Annotated in this window: 15 protein-coding genes and 3 pseudogenes; 13 read left to right on the top strand and 5 right to left on the bottom strand. The window is 46.1% G+C overall.

The features are described 5' to 3' along the window. Positions 1 to 97: 97 nt before the first annotated feature. From JCM11969_RS09815 to JCM11969_RS09830, 4 genes are all read right to left on the bottom strand, one after another. Entirely contained in the window at positions 98 to 1,399 is a 1,302-nt protein-coding gene (locus JCM11969_RS09815; RefSeq protein ID WP_054710899.1) for an FAD-dependent oxidoreductase, read from the bottom strand. After that, positions 1,396 to 1,896 carry an FMN-binding protein gene (locus JCM11969_RS19890; RefSeq protein WP_054710900.1) on the bottom strand — a complete coding sequence of 167 codons (501 nt, stop codon included), beginning with the start codon at positions 1,894 to 1,896 and terminating at the stop codon, positions 1,396 to 1,398. The genes JCM11969_RS09815 and JCM11969_RS19890 overlap by 4 nt, the downstream gene beginning before the upstream one ends. A gap of 43 nt (positions 1,897 to 1,939) precedes the next feature. After that, positions 1,940 to 2,854, bottom strand: a complete 915-nt coding sequence (locus JCM11969_RS09825) for a zinc-binding dehydrogenase (RefSeq protein WP_225353228.1) — start codon at positions 2,852 to 2,854, stop codon at positions 1,940 to 1,942. 131 nt (positions 2,855 to 2,985) lie between these two features. Beyond that, entirely contained in the window at positions 2,986 to 3,561 is a 576-nt protein-coding gene (locus JCM11969_RS09830; protein WP_054710902.1) for a TetR/AcrR family transcriptional regulator, read from the bottom strand. 214 nt (positions 3,562 to 3,775) lie between these two features. On the opposite strand from JCM11969_RS09830, the gene JCM11969_RS09835 reads away from it, so the two are divergent. From JCM11969_RS09835 to JCM11969_RS09845, 3 genes are all read left to right on the top strand, one after another. Continuing rightward, a complete protein-coding gene (locus JCM11969_RS09835; protein WP_054710904.1) occupies positions 3,776 to 4,150 on the top strand; it encodes a hypothetical protein in 375 nt (124 codons plus the stop codon). 18 nt (positions 4,151 to 4,168) lie between these two features. Next, on the top strand, positions 4,169 to 5,032 hold the full coding sequence (locus tag JCM11969_RS09840; protein WP_054710907.1) for a hypothetical protein: 864 nt from the start codon (positions 4,169 to 4,171) through the stop codon (positions 5,030 to 5,032). A 552-nt stretch (positions 5,033 to 5,584) separates the two neighbouring features. Continuing rightward, the gene (locus JCM11969_RS09845) at positions 5,585 to 5,773 is read left to right on the top strand and encodes a hypothetical protein (RefSeq protein WP_054710909.1); all 189 of its coding nucleotides are present in this window, start codon (positions 5,585 to 5,587) and stop codon (positions 5,771 to 5,773) included. 337 nt (positions 5,774 to 6,110) lie between these two features. On the opposite strand, the gene JCM11969_RS09850 is transcribed toward JCM11969_RS09845, so the two are convergent. Further along, positions 6,111 to 6,782 carry a Crp/Fnr family transcriptional regulator gene (locus tag JCM11969_RS09850; RefSeq protein WP_054710911.1) on the bottom strand — a complete coding sequence of 224 codons (672 nt, stop codon included), beginning with the start codon at positions 6,780 to 6,782 and terminating at the stop codon, positions 6,111 to 6,113. Positions 6,783 to 7,023: 241 nt separating this feature from the next. On the opposite strand from JCM11969_RS09850, the pseudogene larA reads away from it, so the two are divergent. From larA to JCM11969_RS09900, 10 genes and pseudogenes are all read left to right on the top strand, one after another. Beyond that, a pseudogene (gene larA, locus JCM11969_RS09855) lies at positions 7,024 to 8,306 on the top strand (nickel-dependent lactate racemase). Positions 8,307 to 8,313: 7 nt separating this feature from the next. Then, positions 8,314 to 9,066, top strand: a complete 753-nt coding sequence (gene larB, locus JCM11969_RS09860) for a nickel pincer cofactor biosynthesis protein LarB (RefSeq protein ID WP_054710913.1) — start codon at positions 8,314 to 8,316, stop codon at positions 9,064 to 9,066. 43 nt (positions 9,067 to 9,109) lie between these two features. Next, a pseudogene (larC, locus tag JCM11969_RS09865) lies at positions 9,110 to 10,428 on the top strand (nickel pincer cofactor biosynthesis protein LarC). Between the two features lies 1 nt (position 10,429). After that, a pseudogene (gene larD / locus JCM11969_RS09870) lies at positions 10,430 to 11,139 on the top strand (D/L-lactic acid transporter LarD). A 24-nt stretch (positions 11,140 to 11,163) separates the two neighbouring features. Further along, on the top strand, positions 11,164 to 11,991 hold the full coding sequence (gene larE / locus JCM11969_RS09875; protein ID WP_054710915.1) for an ATP-dependent sacrificial sulfur transferase LarE: 828 nt from the start codon (positions 11,164 to 11,166) through the stop codon (positions 11,989 to 11,991). 28 nt (positions 11,992 to 12,019) lie between these two features. Beyond that, positions 12,020 to 13,030 carry a HoxN/HupN/NixA family nickel/cobalt transporter gene (locus JCM11969_RS09880; protein ID WP_054710916.1) on the top strand — a complete coding sequence of 337 codons (1,011 nt, stop codon included), beginning with the start codon at positions 12,020 to 12,022 and terminating at the stop codon, positions 13,028 to 13,030. A gap of 95 nt (positions 13,031 to 13,125) precedes the next feature. Beyond that, entirely contained in the window at positions 13,126 to 13,806 is a 681-nt protein-coding gene (locus JCM11969_RS09885) for an AAA family ATPase (RefSeq protein WP_054710918.1), read from the top strand. Between the two features lie 13 nt (positions 13,807 to 13,819). Further along, positions 13,820 to 14,083: a hypothetical protein gene (locus JCM11969_RS09890; protein WP_054710920.1), complete on the top strand. Its 264-nt coding sequence runs from the start codon at positions 13,820 to 13,822 to the stop codon at positions 14,081 to 14,083. Between the two features lie 64 nt (positions 14,084 to 14,147). Then, the gene (locus JCM11969_RS09895) at positions 14,148 to 14,432 is read left to right on the top strand and encodes a hypothetical protein (protein WP_054710922.1); all 285 of its coding nucleotides are present in this window, start codon (positions 14,148 to 14,150) and stop codon (positions 14,430 to 14,432) included. 65 nt (positions 14,433 to 14,497) lie between these two features. Next, entirely contained in the window at positions 14,498 to 14,992 is a 495-nt protein-coding gene (locus JCM11969_RS09900; protein WP_054710925.1) for a hypothetical protein, read from the top strand. Positions 14,993 to 15,079: the final 87 nt, after the last annotated feature.

A 15,079-nucleotide genomic window follows, 5' to 3' on the forward strand; every position in this document is an offset into this window, starting at 1 on the left:
GTCGCTTTTGAATACTGAAGAATTGTATTTTAAAGGTTTATTCTGAAATGAAATAAAAAAAGCCAATCATTACGTTAAGATGATTGGCCTTTTATTATTATGCGTTCACATGTTGCGAAGCACCAGTACTAACATCTGATGTACTTTTAGCTGCTTCTGCGCCAGCAAGACGTCCAAAGACAATAGCATTAGTGATTCCCATACCGCAACCAGGATAAGTCATGCCACGCCATCCGCCCGTTGTGCTTCCGGCGGCGTATAGACCAGGGATGACTTCGTTACGGTTATCCAAAACTTGGGTTTGGCTGTTGATTGTCAGTCCACCAGCTGTATCGGGCGTTGAAGGTGCCATCTTGGCAGCATAGAACGGGGCCTTTAATGCCCCGAGAACATTCGTCCGTCCATATTCAGTATCTTTTCCGTTTTCTGAATCGGAATTCCATTTATCAATTGTCGCAGTCAAAACGTCAGGATCAAGGTTGATTTGGTTGGCTAAGTCTACAATGGTATCGGCTTTTTTGAAGTAACCATCTTCAACTTCCCGCTTTAACCATGGTGATACTGCTGGTGCAGAGAAAGCACCAGGATCTTCTTCAGCCATGCGCTGGTCAAATACTAGCCAAACGTAACCGCCTGGTAAACTGGCAATGTGTTTTGACCCGCTTTCGAAGTACATATCTTCTCTAAAGTGGCGTTTTCCATCTTCACCAACCCAGATATAAGGATATTTCCATGCTGCACAGATGGGTCCAATGCAAACGTTGTCGCCAGATTGAGCCCCCATGGAACTTGCAATTGGCATCCACATATCAGTAAGTTTAGCGCCAACTTCGGCACCCATAATAATGCCATCAACGTTTTGACGGATGGAACCATAGGATTCACCCACTGCGAAGTCCGGCGCGAATCTTTTCAGCAGATCTTTATTTCGAGAATATCCAGCAGTGGCAACAATGACGTTTTTACCTCTAAAATTACCTTTATTGGTGTGAACGCCAACTACTCGGTTTGATTTGTCAGTGATCAGGTTTTGTGCGGTGATGTTAAAAACAAATTTAGTGCCTAGTTCATCAGCTTTCTTGAAAAGGGGACGTGAAAGGCCAACACCGCTTTTTTCGACAGTTAAGTGTGAACGAGCGGCCGGAGTTGCATAATCCTTCATTGCCATTTCATTGCCAATCATTTGAACTTCGAGAAAATTAACGCCGACATCGTTAGCTAACCACTCGTAATCTTCGGCACCGTGCTCAACGATTGTGTTCCGCATCATGTCGTCTTCAAAGCCCTGGCCAACAGCTTTAAGATAATTATTCCAATTTTCTTTGGAGTCTTCGATACCCTGTTTGCGTTGTAGACTGGTTCCGCCACCAGCATTGTAATAGCCACCAGATAACGTCATGTCGGACAGCATATAGCTGGAGGTATATTCCCCAAAACGAGGGCGCTTGCGCCAGCCTCTCGTGCGGCAATGGCGGCTGACAGACCGGAAGCACCTGCTCCGATGATCAGTACATCGCTCGAGTCTTCAAACTTAATTGTTTCGGGATCAAGATATCGGTAATCGTTATCGTCTTTATCTTCGACGGTGTGACGCAAATCAACGGGTTTATCGAAAATACTGTTGTCGCCGGCCTTTGCGAGGGCTTCTTGCACTGCTTTTTGAACGGCTTGGAAACTCACCGTTGCTCCTGTTACGGCGTCAATGCTATAGGACTGATAATCCATTATTAGTTCAGGGGCTTTTTTTAATGCAGCTGTACTGATACCGTCTGTTTCATTTTGATCAACGATGCTAACATTCGTGATCTTGTCATTCTTTACCGTGACGGATACCGAAATTTCACCACGATTACCAGTGCCAGATCCTTGGTAGGTACCATCTTTTAATCTAGACATAGAAACTCCTCCTTGGGAAACGCTTACATTTTATAATTAAATTTTAATCGCGAGTTGCAATTAAACGGCCTTTCACATCACCATTTTGAACTCGAACAAGTCCCTCTGGAATTTGATCATAACTCGTTGTCTCAAGCATTGGATGCATTTTTCCAGTTTCAAAGAAATCCAGTACTTTGGCAATATCTGCTGGCGTACCGCCTGAATTGCCAATCAATTTAATATTATTAAAAATCAGTGCACCAGTGTCAATTGTAGAATGAAGAATACCCATTCCGACAAGGACCATAGTGCCACCTGGTTTAACAGCTTTAATTGCCTCGTTGGTGGTCGTGTCAAATCCTGCAAAATCAACGATGAGGTCTAAATGATGTTGTGCTAAGTCAGAGATGTTTTCATAAGCAGCAGTCACGCCGATTTGCATCGCCCAATCACGTGATGAGGCTTTAGTGTCAGCAACGTAAACGTCACAGCCAGCAATAACGGCCATATTAGTTGCAAACTGACCTAAGCCACCAATGCCAATGATACCGACTTTCATACCTTTCTTCGCTTGACCAACAACGAAAAGTGGGTGATAAGCTGACATACCAGCATCAGTCGCAGCAGCGCCCTGAATAAATGAAACATCTTGAGGAAGGGGAACCAACTGAACGGCTGGGACAGCGAGTACATCGGCGTAGCCACCATCTCGGAATGCACCAATTGTTTTACCTGTCTCAGAATTTTGAGGGGAGACAGCTACCCGATCACCAACTTTTACATTGGTGACATCAGCGCCGACTTGGGTCACAACACCAGCTGTTTCATGGCCAATAATGACAGGTGATTCTACCATGGGCGCCCAACTAGGATCGTGAAGAATGCCAACATCTGTATGGCATAGTCCCGAGGCTTTCAGTGCCAGGATAACCTCATCTGGCTTTGGTGTAGGATCTGCCTGTTCAACTAGTTTCAACGGTGTATCTGTTTCAGTGAATTGCCAACCTTTCATGTTCATCCAACCTTTCTTGTTTTAAAATTCACTATCTTTACTCGAGTAAAGAATAGCACCAAAAAATAAAGGACAACCGACATATTGGTTAATCTTTATTTGATATCGAAAGTAAATTGATGTTGTTTTGGAACATTAAAAAGGGTGTTAAACGACGTAATCATACCGTTTATTCGGGTGATTTCATCGTGTTCGATTGCCCACATGATATCATACCCAGAAAAAATATAGGAAGCGGTGTAGAAGAGCTCATCAGGTGCCTGAGTATTTTGAATTTGACCAGCAGTTTGTGCCTTAGTGATTAGTGTCACACATGTTGTTTTGAAAGCGTCATTAAAATCGAATGTATGTCGGTTTTGGGTGAGGTTAGCCACAAACACCTTACTGATCATATCTGCCCCAAGTTTATTCTCTGCTTGAGCGAGTTGGATAAAACACATGACGAGTTGTTTCCAATAGTTAACATTATCTGTATCGACTGTCAGAACGAGTTTTTCGACCGTTGACTTGTAGAAATAGAGTAGAAGATCAGCCTTTGCCTTAAAGTGGTAGTAAAAGGCTGGTTTGGTAATGTGACAAGCATTGCAGATATCTGTGACGCTTGTCTGATCATAGGATTTTTCTTGGAAGAGGGCATAGGCCGCTTCAAGAATTTGGCTTTTGGTATCCATGTGAAGTATTCCTTTCTAAATTCAAACTAAATTGCTATGTATATTAAAAAAATTGTCTAACCAATAATAGGTACATATTTATCATAGCACATGAAAATATGATTAACGGGGAATATTTTACTTATCGTTTCCGCATTACCCATGGCGAAAACCAATTGTATGTTCTAATATAGATATTAATTAATAGAGTTAAAAATTGAATTGGGGCGTTAGGATGATTAACAAACATTGGGGAATGTTAGCAAGTATTGCAGCGGTCGCGCTGATCTTAACCAGTTGCGGCAGCAATTCCAGTCAAGCCAAAAAGAACAGCAGCAGTGCCAGCTCAAGCGCAAAAGTGTTTAAACCAAAGGCATCGGCGACGAATAAGACCGCGGTCAAGGCGACGGCCAGCGCCACGCCATCCGTTGCCACCACTGCGCTATCACCGATTGCGGGCAAGTATATCGAGGATAAGAGCACGCAACAGGCGAGTGGGGTGACTTACTCGAACTTCTACTGGAAGAATGGTGCCTGGCACTGGGTGCAGAGTATTTCGCGAGGCTTGTTGCAAGATGCTAAGGTTAAATCAGCATCGACTTCCTCGTAAGGTATAACGACATTAAAAATGGATGATGTAGGCGATAGCAATACTTTTGATTTAACATTGACGCCTCTGCAAGACAATTTAGGATACAATGTTAAAAGTTCAAAGGCAGAAGTTAATAATAGTTACATGGTTGGCGATACGGATGGCCAGTGGACCAGTGGCGCACCAACGGCACTTCAAGGCAACTGGGTGTCTGGATTCGTCTCTTCTTCCCCGGCTTTAGCGGGTGCTCAAAATAGCGATTATCCTTACGCCAAGATCCATTTTTCAATTACGGCTGACAGCACGAACGGCGTCAATGTGCTGTACCACGCGAATAAAAAGACCGATGCAGCGGGTGAAGGGGCTGGATGGGGTGCGAACTCTGATTTGTCATACAAGACCCTTGGAAACGATACCTACTTGTTGAAGTCATACAATGGAACGGGCGCTAATGCCAGCATTATGGCTTATAAGGTGACGGAAGTGAGTTCGAGTCAGATTGATATTCTGTTTAACGGACAAAGTGTTAGCTTTACGCCGGACAAAACTGCTGATACTAATAGTGATGATTCGGCTGCCAGTGAGTCGTCCAGTACGCAAGGGTCTACTGATACGACGCATTTAACTGCTAAGCAGGTTGATGATTGGGTATGGGCAGACTATCAGTCAGAGACAAAGTTTAAGCGTACCGACTACATGTTTGAACAAGATATGGATGGCGGCTTACTCAATATTTACCTGAGAGAAGACCATTCAACGCAAGATATGAAGAAAGCCGGGGCAGCTGAACAGGTTAATCCGATTATTGCCTCTTATCGGATAAATAAAGATGGCGAACTTCAACGGTCTGATGATGGTGGAAATCGGTATCAGACTGTTGACACACCATTTCCAGACTAAACTGGTATCGTTGAGTTTTAGAATTTAAGTAAATTGAATACGTGAAGATAGTAAAAATCGTGGTTAGATTGTCGACCGCGATTTTTATTATGTAATTTCTTAATTTGCTTGTGATGTCGATGGCGTCATCAAGTAGTCTAATTGAATTTTTAGCCTTATTGAACTGGGATTATGAACTTGAAATGCAGAATAAAATCGAGGAAGTTAAGAATTATAGTTAACCATATATATAATTGCGTATCGTTATTATTATCTTAGTATCTGATATAATTAGGTTAGTAAGTAGGGCCGCAACTACTTAGTATTAAGAGAACTTAGATAGCAAGCTGAACGGAACTAGCACTCATGTCTGAATAGGTTAAGGCAAAGAAAATCACTATTTCTGAAGAGTTTCTTGATACTGAAAAGTGGGTCCCGAATGAAGCGCATCATCAAAGAGCGCTTGAGATAGCAAGAAAAATGAATCAAGAACGAAAAGAAAAGGCTGGTAATTTTTACAAAGCTTCAATTTTTAAATTCAAGAACAATATTAAAAGATAGGAAATGATACCAATGTCTGAATGGGACAAAGCAAATTGGGTAACTATCCCAGACGATGCACTTGATACTGAAAAATATATTTCTGACGAAGATCTTGTAAACTGGTTTTTCGATTTTTCGGATGAAGAGCACTATCAAAAGGCACTGAAGATAGCGAGGAAGATGGATCAGGAACGGGAGGAAAAGGCTGGTAAGAAGTGAGTAGGCCGTTTTATTGAAGTCGTTTGAGGATAAATTTGATACAACGAAACTAAAAACAGCAACGCACTTTCTCATGATGAGAGCGTGCGTTGCTGTTTTTTATTGATTGGAAATGTGAGAGTTGTCTATTCCAGCTAAAAAAGAAGCTCTTATGCTTCTTTTTTAGGCGTTGTTGTCTTTACCTGTATCCTAGACTGCGTCCTAATTCCACATTGCCGAAACGTGTTCCAGAAAGCAAGAGGTTGCACCTAAGTAACTTCGGGCAAAAAATCCAAAACCGGGATTTTCTGCCAAAGTTACTTAGGCTCCACCTCTTAACCGCTTCCTTCCACACTCTCTACATCGGCACATAATCCCTCAAAAAATTAATATTCTTAACCACAAACTTATGATCCACAATATCAATAATCCCCTCAGCACGCAGGTCACTCAAAATTCTGGTCACTGACGAGCGGGAGTTGATGCCGCAGAAGCCTGCGATATCTAGGTTGGTTACCACGAAGTCGATCAGGATGCCTTGATGCTCTGGCAACCGCTTACCGAATAGGCCGACCAGCTGGTTCATGAACGTGCAGACCACGTCGTGCTTGCTGCCCATGATCATCTGCTGAGAACGTAAGATGTTCTCAGACAACTTCGTCCGGTAGTATTCCTTGACATAGTTGTTTAACTCGTCATCCTTATTGACCATCTGCCAGAAGGTGACGCGGTCGATCTTATAGAACTCAGCAGTGTCCGACTCGATGCGGACGTTGAACGGCTGGTCCGTATCCTTTGAAATTTCATCTCGTAATAGACTAATGACATCTGGCTTTGCGATGTATGACAAATTGAACTCGCGCCCATCCTGCAGAATGATGGAGTTCTTAACGATCCCGCGCTTTAAAATGTAAGCGTTCGTCTCTTCAAGGCCATGGTAGGTCAAATAGGTGTGGCGTTTTTTTGTAATGACGGGGGCGTGGGCGGCCTCCATTTGGTTTAATAGATACTCAGTTCGGTTCATAACCATGTGTTTTTTCAGATCCTTAGAAGGGTGGAAACAATTTCACAAGCCCAATTTAATTGATGTCCTAAATCATACCTATTTGAGTTTAGCACACTTCCAGTCATTGTGAAGTTAATTTTTCCTTATGTAACAAATCATACGCTTATTTTTGACGCTGAAAACAACGCAACAATGAGAGTATTTTTTGAAAACTCAAAAGAATATGATAGTGCTTAGCTTCGAGAGAAAGGATAGATTGACAAACATGATTGATATTACTTTGCCGTATGATAAGAAAAAGATCACGGCACACATCCCAGATGAGAACTTTGCTGGGAAATTAGTTTCACAAGCTGCGAACTACGAGAATCCCATTTCAGAAATTGAGACTGTGGAACGCTCGCTCGATAACCCGATCGACTCCCCAAAATTGGAGGAATTAGCCAAGGGTAAGAAGAACATTGTCATCATTTCTTCCGACCACACCCGGCCAGTCCCATCACACATCATCACCCCAATTTTGTTACGTCGGATTCGTTCTGTCGCACCAGACGCTCGCGTTCGGATTTTGGTGGCCACTGGATTTCACCGACCATCGACCCGCGAAGAATTGATCAATAAGTACGGGCAAGAAATCGTTGATAATGAAGAAATTGTCATGCACTACTCCCAAAAAGATGAGACATGGTCAACATTGGCAAGCTGCCTTCAGGCGGGGATCTCATTTTAAACAAGGTCGCTGTTGAAGCTGACCTGTTGATCTCCGAAGGCTTCATTGAATCTCACTTCTTCGCTGGGCTCTCCGGCGGTCGGAAGTCCGTTTTGCCTGGAATCGCCTCATACAAAACTATTATGGCCAACCACTCCGGTGAATTCGTTGCCGACAAGCACAGCCGGACCGGGAACCTGCACCACAACATGATCCACAAGGACATGGTGTTCGCTGCCAAGGCCGTTCATTTACAATTCATCCTCAACGTTGTGTTGGATGAAGATAAGAAGATCATCGCCTCATTTGCTGGTGATTTGGAAAACGCCCACAAGAAGGGGACTGACTTTGTCGCTTCCTTATCACAGGTCGACGCCATTCCTTCTGATATTTCGATCTCAACTAACGGTGGCTACCCACTGGACCAAAACATCTACCAAGCCGTTAAGGGCATGACCGCTGCCGAAGCCACCAACAAGGACCACGGGACCATCATCATGGTTTCTGGTTGCCGCGATGGTCACGGTGGTGAAGGCTTCTACCATAACTTGGCCGACGTTGACGATCCTAAGGTCTTCTTAGACCAAGCCGTCAACACGCCACGTCTGGAAACCATTCCTGACCAGTGGACCGCACAAATTTTGGCTCGAATCCTGGTCAACCACCACGTTATCATGGTCTCAGATCTCGTTCAACCAAACCTTGTGACTGACATGCACATGGAATTAGCATCGAGCTTGGAAGAAGCCATGGAAATGGCCTACAAGCGTGAAGGCGAAAAAGCTAAGGTAACTGTTATCCCTGATGGCTTAGGCGTCATCGTCAAGACAAAGGACTAATCTGAACATGGCAAAAAACAACATGGCCGCGCTCTTAAAACAGGTCGCGGATCAACAATTGTCAGTTGACGCTGCCATGGCACAGCTCGATGATCCCGGTTTTGTGGATCTCGACTACGCCAAGGTCGACACCGACCGTCAGCGCCGCACCGGCTATCCTGAAGTCATCTATGGTGAAGGGAAGACGGCCGAGCAGATCATCGGCATCATTCAGGCAATGCTGACCACAAAAGTGAATATTTTAGTGACCCGCGTGTCACAGGACAAGGCGGATCAGGTGCTTCAAGCGTATCCTGACATGACCTACCGTGACGATGCTCAGGTGATGCTGTGGCAACAGACTGCTCTGACGCCGATCACCCACAAAATTGCGGTGGTCACAGCCGGGACATCGGATCTGAAGGTGGCTGAAGAGGCCGCGCTGACGGCTGAGGCGTTCGGGAATGTCGTTTCCCGGGTCTACGACGTGGGTGTCGCCGGCATCCACCGGCTATTTGCGCGCCTTGACGTCATCCGTGACGCCCAGGTCGTCATCGCCGGCATGGAAGGGGCCTTAGCCTCCGTCGTTGGCGGCCTCGTTGACAAACCGGTCATCGCCGTGCCCACCAGTGTCGGCTACGGCGCCAGTTTCGGCGGTATGTCCGCCCTGTTGACCATGTTGAATTCCTGTGCGTCTGGCATCACCGTGGTCAACATCGATAACGGGTTCGGCGCCGGCTACAGTGCCAGTCAGATCAATCATTTAACGGAGAACAAGTAATGGCTTACTTATATTTAGACCCCTTTTCAGGCTTAGCGGCAACATGCTGCTGGGTGTCCTGTTCGACCTAGGACTGGACTTTGACCAGTTTCAGGCGGAACTTGAAAAATTAAAAGTGTCCGGTTACCACCTGACACTGGAGAAGACGACCCGGTCTGCAATCGGCGGGCAGTTGTTCGGCGTTGTGCTGGACGATGCGCACCACCACGCGGATGAGAGTCTCACCGCGCAGGAGGTTGAGGCCCACGAGCACCACCATCACGATGACGACCAGCTTGCTGAACACGATCACCACCATGACCACTTGGCCGAGCATGATCACCACCACGATGACCTGGCCGCCACGCCGCATCATCACCACCATCACCACGGGCGCAACCTGCAGGAGATCGAAACGATCATCAACAACTCGAACCTGAGCCAGTCGGTGAAGATCCAGGCACTGGGCGTCTTTAACGAGATTGCACAGGCGGAAGCCCACGTTCATCAATTGTCACTGGATGAGATCCACTTCCACGAAGTTGGCGCGCTGGACTCCATTGTGGACATCGTCGGCTTCTTCGTTGGCCTTGAGATGATGGGCATTGACGGGATTATCAGCGGCACATTGGTTGACGGCTCCGGCACCATTGAAGTGGCCCACGGGACCATGCCCGTGCCCGTACCAGCCGTGATGCAGATGCGCCAAAACAGTGAGGTGCCCGTTCGGCAACGGACTGACATTCATACTGAATTGGTGACACCAACTGGCTTTGCAATCGCCAAATTGGCCTTTGATTCATTCGGCCCGATTCCGGACGATATGCAGGTGCAAAAGGTCGGCTACGGTTTCGGTACCCGTGACACCGGGCATTTAAATGGGTTGCGCGGACTGCTGCTGACACCATTGGCTAGCCAAAAAGAAGTGCACTCCACCAGCGATGAAATCGTGGAGATCCACGCCAACGTGGACGAACAGTCAGGTGAGGGGCTCGGGTATGCCATTGAGAGATTAATGACTGCTGGGGCTTACGACGCCTACTTTACGCCGATCTTCATGAAAAAGAACCGGCCAGCTTACCAGTCACGGTGATCACGACCAGTGCAAAACTGCAGGCCATGGTTGACCTGCTGATGACCCACACCACCACGTTTGGCGTGCGTTGGGCCACCATGAAGCGGGCAACCCTACCACGAACGTTTAAGACCGTCACCACCGAATTTGGTGAGGTGACCCTTAAAATTGGCACGTTTAACGCACAACAAAAAGTAACTGTTGAATACGATAGCGCAGCAGCCCTAGCCGACAGCCACCACGTCAGTCTTGACGCGGTCCGTCGCGTAGCGTTGCTAGCATACGACAAAGAAGATGGGATGAACTAACATGCATCAATTATTTGCGGAATTAATGGGGACTGCCCTCATGATCGTTTTTGGGGTCGGGGTTCACGCCGACACCGTTTTAAATGACACGAAGTACCACGGTTCAGGCATTTATTTGCCATCACAACATGGGCATTTGGCATCTCAATTGTCTTATTTATTTTTCCAACCATCTGCCTGAACCCAGCCATGGCATTTGCGCAATTCTTACTGGGGAACATGAGCTTTATCCGGTTCATTGAAGTTTCGATTTTTGAACTGGCTGGTGGGGTTATTGGCGCCGTCATCGTGTACATCATGTACGCCGACCAATTTAAACACTCCTACGACAAGATCGACCCAGTGACGATCCGAAACATTTTCTCAACGGGTCCTGGTGTCCGGAACCTGCCACGGAACTTCTTCGTCGAATTCTTTGACACCTTCATTTTCCTGACAGGGATCATGGTCATCGTGACCATCAAGACACCCGGCATCATGCCAATTGGTATCGGGCTGTTAGTCTGGGCCATTGGGATGGGACTTGGGGGCCCAACTGGGTTCGCCATGAACCAAGCGCGGGACCTCGGCCCACGAATTGCCTTTGCCATCCTGCCATTGAAGAACAAGGCAGCTGCCGATTGGCAATACGGGTTGCTTGTGCCTGGTATCGCACCGTTCTTTGGTGCCGCAGCAGCCGTCATTTTTGCAAAATTTTATCTTGGACTTTAATTTTAAAAAAGGAAGTAATTACACATGGAATCAGCAAAAAAATCAGCATTAACCGCAGCATTGTCACAGTACAACAAGGTGTTAGTTGCCTTTTCTGGCGGAATCGATTCAACCGTTGTGTTGGACGCCGCTTTGAAGACGTTGGGTAAGGAAAACGTTCTGGCCGTTGTTGCCAACTCTGACCTGTTCACCGACGAAGAATACACCAAGGCAATGGATCTTGCCCAAGAAATGGGTGCCACTGTTTTAGGGACCACATTGGACTACCTGGCAAACGACGACATCAAGAACAACCGTGCCAGCTCATGGTACTGGATGAAAAAGATGTTCTACCAAAAGATGAACGACCTCAAAGATAACAGCAACTGCGACGTCGTTTTAGACGGCATGATCATGGACGACAACAACGATTTCCGTCCCGGCTTACGTGCCCGCGATGAAGAGGGTGCCGTTTCCGTGCTCCAAGTGGCTAACATCTACAAGTCAGACGTTCGCGACATGGCTCGTGAAGCCGGTCTGTCAAACTGGAACAAGGTTGCCAGCTGTTCCGTATCATCACGGTTCGAATACGATACTGAATTGACTGTTGAAGGCATCCAACGGGTCATGAAGTCAGAAGCTTACCTGCGTAGCTTAGGCTTTGCCACTGTTCGTGTTCGTGTTCAAAATAAGTTAGCCCGGATCGAAATCATGGCTGACCAAATCAACGATTTAGTTGCTCAAATGTTTGCCATCAATGACAAATTACAAGAATTTGGGTTTGACTACGTCACCGTTGACCTTGAAGGCTTCAAGTTAGGTCGGATGAACGAAAGTCTGACCGCCGACGTTAAGTCAGCCTTAGTCGACTAGGTCGCGTATCGGGAAGGGAAGTGCCGTGATGAAAAAAATGCGTTTGCGAAAGACCATGCCGTTCTATGGGTTGACCCTTGTCCTGCACCTGCTGGGCATTGGGCTACTCTTGGTGGCGGCACAGTCCGCACCTAAGTTCGTTGGCTTAGGCGTATTGGCCTACACCCTGGGACTCCGCCACGCTTTTGACGCCGACCACATTTCGGCCATCGATAACACGGTTCGCCGGTTATTGAACCAAAACGAATCGGCGTACGGTGTCGGCTGGTATTTCTCGATCGGCCACTCGACCGTTGTGTTCTTGATGATCCTAGCCGTTCGCGTCTCGCTGGGCTGGGCGCGCGAGAAACTGACGTTGCTAAACGCAATTGGCGGTAAGATCGGGACGGTTATTTCCGGCGTCTTTCTGCTGATTATTGCTCTCAGTAGTTTCGTGATTCTGGGCAAGCTGTTACGGATGCGTCGTCATACGCAGGCCGCAACGGACCAGCCAGAGTTGGAAAACTTGTTGATGTCGCGTGGGGTTCTTGCGCGGATTTTAGCACCGCTATTTAAGTGGATCCGTCACGATTGGCAGATGTACTTCATCGGGTTCGTGTTCGGCCTTGGCTTTGACACCGCCACCGAGATCACGGTCATCGCGCTCTCTGCTGTGACAGCTAGTCAAACGACCGCCACGGCCTGCGGTATCTTTGCCCTTCCCATCCTGTTTGCTTCCGGTATGAACCTCATGGACACGGTGGATTCTACCATGATGTTGTGTGCGTATAGCTGGGCGTTTGATACGCCGGGCAAAAAGATGCGCTACAACATTGTGATGACCAGTATTTCCGCTGTGACTGCGTTAGGCATTGGTTCGTTTGAACTGCTGCAAATGGTACACATGCCAACTGGCTTTGGTCGCTGGATCGCCAGCGTTGATCTGGGGTGGCTCGGTTACGCGCTGGTTGGGTTCTTCGCTGCGTTTTGGCTGGTGGCCTATGTCCACTGGGCTTGGCGTGCACGACGGCTGAAGCTGGCGGGGCATTCGGATTATTAAATGCGTGATTGAAATGCTGCATCTCCTTTTGGGGGTGCGGCATTTTTTTGCGTTGAGTCCACTTTTAAAAAAACAATGACGGGGATTTTCACGCTGTGGCCGTTTTTGATTGGTTTAAAAATGATTTGATCATAGTTGATAGTCAGATTGACAACGCCCATTTTGATGCTGACATTCTGAAATCCAAAGGCACAAAAGAGGCATTGAAGCATTTTTTGAGAGTCGCTGATACGGGTATTCAAGGCATTCGCATTCAAACGACAATTCCAGAGGCTAACAACCATCAGTTACAATCAGCGGCTACATTATTGACTATCCATAAAGCCTACGATGACACGGGGCATGTGGTGAGGGAGGTTGAGATTCCGTTAACGCAAGAATCCACTGGCACCCAGCGTATCGTTTTAATTGCATTAGCCATTTTAAACGCGCAGTTGCAGCATCAAAATAAAACGATATTTTTTGATGAGTTTGAGACTGGACTCCACGAAGAAATGCTAGTGGCACTGGTTGCCTTCTTCAATTCTGAGCAAAATGAGAATCAATTCGTAATCACCAGTCATCAAATTGATTTGCTTGACCAACAGCTTCGTGTTGATCAAATATATTTTACCGAGAAGAATTTTCGCGGTGAAAGTGACCTCTATTCTGTTTTTGATTATGGGGATGACCTGTCAAGATCAGATATTGCCTTTTCGAAACGCTACCGAAAGGGACAGTTTGGGGCGGTGCCAATTATTTACAGTGATGAACTCAATAAGGCCCTACGGCTATAAGGAGAAGTACCACGTGACTAGAAAACGACGACCTAAGAAAATCCGAACTGAAGTGATGATTTTTTGTGAAGGAGAAACGGAGCTGAATTACTTTAAAATGTTGCAGCAAAAATACAATGGTAGCGGCATTAAACTCAAGCTTCGAAATGAAAACGGGCAAAAGGGCAACAAGTTGGTGAATGAGCCATTGTATGGCGAAACGCCCAAGGAAACGGCTTTTCTGGGTCGATATATGTCTGTTTTGATGATGACAGTCAAGACAAAGATAGTCTGGTGACTGCATTACAGACGGCTAACCATCATCATATCAACGTTATCTTCTCCAAAATCAATGTCGAAGTATGGCTGTTACGCATTTTAGGCCGATTGAAACTACTGAAAAATGGTTAGAAAAAACCTGGCTTTATCAGCGTCTAACCGAAACTTTGCAGTTAAAAAAACGGTATGAATCGTATAAAGGCCAAGACATCGCATATAAGTATGAGGACTACGTTCAAGATGCCGCAACCAATTGTGCAGCTTTCTTTGGTGAAACAGCGTTGGATAGTTCTGTTTTCTATACCAATCGGCCGTTTACCAATTTTAACCACAGCATTCGTGATATTTTTAGCATCGACACACTTTAATGAAGTGCTGGATGACTATCATACGGAATGGTGTCTATAATGGAATAAAAGGGAGTGTGTTAGTTATGTATCAATTACTACGTGGGACATTAATTGGGGTAGTGTCGTTAGGGCTATTTGCGGTTGACACAACGACGAGTGTATCGGCAAGTTCCCATACATCACCGACAAGTTTAAGAGGGACTTGGTACCATTACTTCACCAAAAATGATTCGACAAATGGCGGTCCAAAATTTCGTGAAACGTACACTGTGACGGCGCATTCACAGCGGGTCAAGTATTCGGGTGGGCTTTCTTTTTCAAGTTCACTGACAGGCAATAAATTTATCGTGTCACACAGTAAAGCCCAGCTTAAACTGTTAGGTCACGGGACACATACATTAACGGGTTATTATTTTGGCAATACCACTACCGGTGACATAGAACCAAATTATTCATACCATTTGAAGCTTGCTGGTAAAACACGGCATGTGTTAATGACGCCGAATCAAAATGGGCATTTGATGATTTTTACGACCTATAAACCGTCAAAGGACTATCAACTGAGTTATCGAAATTAAAGGTTGATTGGTAAAAGGTGTTTTTTGTTCCTATTTCAACTTTTAAGTTTATTTTATGTCATACTAGAACTAACAATCTGAGACTTA

Source organism: Secundilactobacillus paracollinoides DSM 15502 = JCM 11969, assembly GCF_001311135.1.
In the GTDB taxonomy this organism is placed as follows: domain Bacteria; phylum Bacillota; class Bacilli; order Lactobacillales; family Lactobacillaceae; genus Secundilactobacillus; species Secundilactobacillus paracollinoides.

What these genes read in the sequence shown, in the direction of transcription:
- JCM11969_RS09815 (WP_054710899.1), bottom strand. Translation starts at nt 1,399, where the DNA reads ATGACGTTATCTGGTGGCTATTACAATGCTGGTGGCGGAACCAGTCTA.
- JCM11969_RS19890 (WP_054710900.1), bottom strand. Translation starts at nt 1,896, where the DNA reads ATGTCTAGATTAAAAGATGGTACCTACCAAGGATCTGGCACTGGTAAT.
- JCM11969_RS09830 (WP_054710902.1), bottom strand. Translation starts at nt 3,561, where the DNA reads ATGGATACCAAAAGCCAAATTCTTGAAGCGGCCTATGCCCTCTTCCAA.
- JCM11969_RS09835 (WP_054710904.1), top strand. Translation starts at nt 3,776, where the DNA reads ATGATTAACAAACATTGGGGAATGTTAGCAAGTATTGCAGCGGTCGCG.
- JCM11969_RS09840 (WP_054710907.1), top strand. Translation starts at nt 4,169, where the DNA reads ATGGATGATGTAGGCGATAGCAATACTTTTGATTTAACATTGACGCCT.
- JCM11969_RS09845 (WP_054710909.1), top strand. Translation starts at nt 5,585, where the DNA reads ATGTCTGAATGGGACAAAGCAAATTGGGTAACTATCCCAGACGATGCA.
- JCM11969_RS09850 (WP_054710911.1), bottom strand. Translation starts at nt 6,782, where the DNA reads ATGGTTATGAACCGAACTGAGTATCTATTAAACCAAATGGAGGCCGCC.
- larB (WP_054710913.1), top strand. Translation starts at nt 8,314, where the DNA reads ATGGCAAAAAACAACATGGCCGCGCTCTTAAAACAGGTCGCGGATCAA.
- larE (WP_054710915.1), top strand. Translation starts at nt 11,164, where the DNA reads ATGGAATCAGCAAAAAAATCAGCATTAACCGCAGCATTGTCACAGTAC.
- JCM11969_RS09880 (WP_054710916.1), top strand. Translation starts at nt 12,020, where the DNA reads ATGAAAAAAATGCGTTTGCGAAAGACCATGCCGTTCTATGGGTTGACC.
- JCM11969_RS09895 (WP_054710922.1), top strand. Translation starts at nt 14,148, where the DNA reads ATGGCTGTTACGCATTTTAGGCCGATTGAAACTACTGAAAAATGGTTA.
- JCM11969_RS09900 (WP_054710925.1), top strand. Translation starts at nt 14,498, where the DNA reads ATGTATCAATTACTACGTGGGACATTAATTGGGGTAGTGTCGTTAGGG.